2 protein-coding genes are annotated in these 2,030 nt (G+C 41.2%); both read left to right on the top strand.

Annotation, left to right across the window (positions count from 1 at the left end; translation table 11 throughout):
• A partial coding sequence (locus B4237_RS16720; RefSeq protein WP_286944033.1) for a Rho termination factor N-terminal domain-containing protein occupies positions 1-245 on the top strand: 245 nt, incomplete at its 5' end.
• 10 nt (positions 246-255) lie between these two features.
• A partial coding sequence (locus B4237_RS16715) for a carboxypeptidase regulatory-like domain-containing protein (protein ID WP_286944031.1) occupies positions 256-2,030 on the top strand: 1,775 nt, incomplete at its 3' end.

The following is a 2,030-nucleotide window of genomic DNA, read 5'->3' as shown; positions in this document are numbered from 1 at the left end:
GACTCCCGCCATCTCCACCATTTTCAAAAAGGAAAAAAATGATAAAAATAAAAACAAGAGTTGCTGAATTTTTCTCTGGTACTCACGAACAGCTTATGAATCTTATTGGAGGTTCAAAGCAGACTGAGACCGAAGATTTAAATGAATACACAGTAACACAATTAAAAAATATGGCAAAGGAACGCGGACTTACGGGATATTCTTCTCTTAAGAAGGCAGACCTTATTAATTTACTAAACAACTAAAAGGAAAAAAATGATTAGATTAATTACACTTGGATTGTTCGCAATTGGTTGTCGAGCAGGACAAAATTATGATGATGTTTATAATGGTCCAGTTCACGGAAAGGTGTCTGGTATTGTAACATCAATTGATGGATCTCCTTTGGGCGGTGTTAACGTATCAACTCAGGATGTTACTGCGGTGACTGCTGAGGATGGTACTTATACTTTGCTCGATGTAGACCCAGCAGAGAATATGGTTATTGAATTCTCAAAGCAAGGTTTTGCGAAAAACTACACCACTGCAACTCTTCATTCTTGGGAGACTGTTGCGTCAAACGCTTCTTTGATTGAAGCAGATGGTTTTGTGGCGATTGACAGTACAACGCCCAGCAATATTGAGGTGCTTGGAACTAAGATCAGGTTTTCAGAAAATTCTTTTTTTAACCCTGGTGGATCCCTTTATACAGGCGAGGTCACTGTTCAGGTTACTCATGTTGATCCCTCAACACAAGAAGTATGGGGGGCACCAATTGATTTAACTGCAATTGGACATAGCACTCCAAGCGACACAACGAAGAACGTCGCAAATGTATCACAGCTTGTATCTTATGGTATGGTTGATGTTGCTTTGTTTGGTGCTGACGGTCAAGAATTAATAATTTCTTCTGATATGCCAGCATTTTTGGAAATCCCAATTACCAATGGTGATTTACCAGAGTTTTATCAATTATCCCCAGGTGATACTCAATCATCTTGGTCGTTTGATCCTCAAGTAGGACGCTGGGTTGAAGAGGGCGTTGGAACTGTTGTTGAGGAAGATGGAGTTATTTCATTTCAGTTTGAGGCATCCCACTTTTCTTGGTGGAACTGCGATCAAGGATTTGTTCCCTCATGTGCTTCAGGACGTATTCTTGATATTACTGGATTTCCAGTTCGTGGTGCCGAAGTAACTTGTGATGGTGCTCAGTCATTTTCAACTGCTACTACCGACGATGACGGATATTTTGTTTGTAGTGTTCTTGTTGGCGATGAGGTGACATTTACAGCTACCACTGTAGTTGATAATCGTCTTTGGTCTCAAGAGACTGTTCAATTTATGGATGGCGAGGGTTCAAGTGCTGCTGAGTGTGAACCTGTCAAAAATCTTGATATCGATGTTTGTCGTCTTGCTGGTACTGTTAATGTACAAAATGTTGTAGGTACGACTGAGGTTGAAGCAGTAATGCAGTCTGACAATGTTGGAGCATTTTTCTGGGAGCCGCCAGGAGATCTTAAATATTGTAATGATCCTCTGAAGTCCTTGGACATTGGAGACTGCTGGGTTGGAACTCATGAGGAAGTTCAACGAGCATTTCCAGAGGGATCTATCCCTGGAATCCCTGATGATTCACGTTCTGTTGGTGCTTGGTTTGAAGTACGCACAGAAAAAGAAACATACAGAATTAATCAGGAATCTGTTGATACACAACCGACCTACACTTGGGATAACTATTCTTTTGACGGTGTAGAAGTTGTTGACCAACGTCCTGAATTCCATGCTGGAGATATTCTTGATGCTCAAGCACCTGGAGACTTCTCATCTTATTTTGGTGCATGGGATGTTCCTGGGTTTGCAGTTATTCCAACCGCAACTGATATTAATGGTGAGGAAACATCATTGAGTATTGGAAGCAGCTTGTCTGTAACTTATGATGGACACGACGCAGAGGAAGTTTTTGTAAGTGTTTATTCTGGTGACAGCCAAATGTTCTGTAAGTTTGAAGATAGCGGCAGACTTTCAATCCAGTCTTCGGGACTAAGTGAGGG

The sequence above is a fragment of the Acinetobacter sp. UBA6526 genome (assembly GCF_002434875.1).
GTDB classification, from domain to species: Bacteria; Pseudomonadota; Gammaproteobacteria; order Pseudomonadales; family Moraxellaceae; genus Acinetobacter; species Acinetobacter venetianus.
This window is presented reverse-complemented; position numbering and strand designations above follow the sequence as displayed.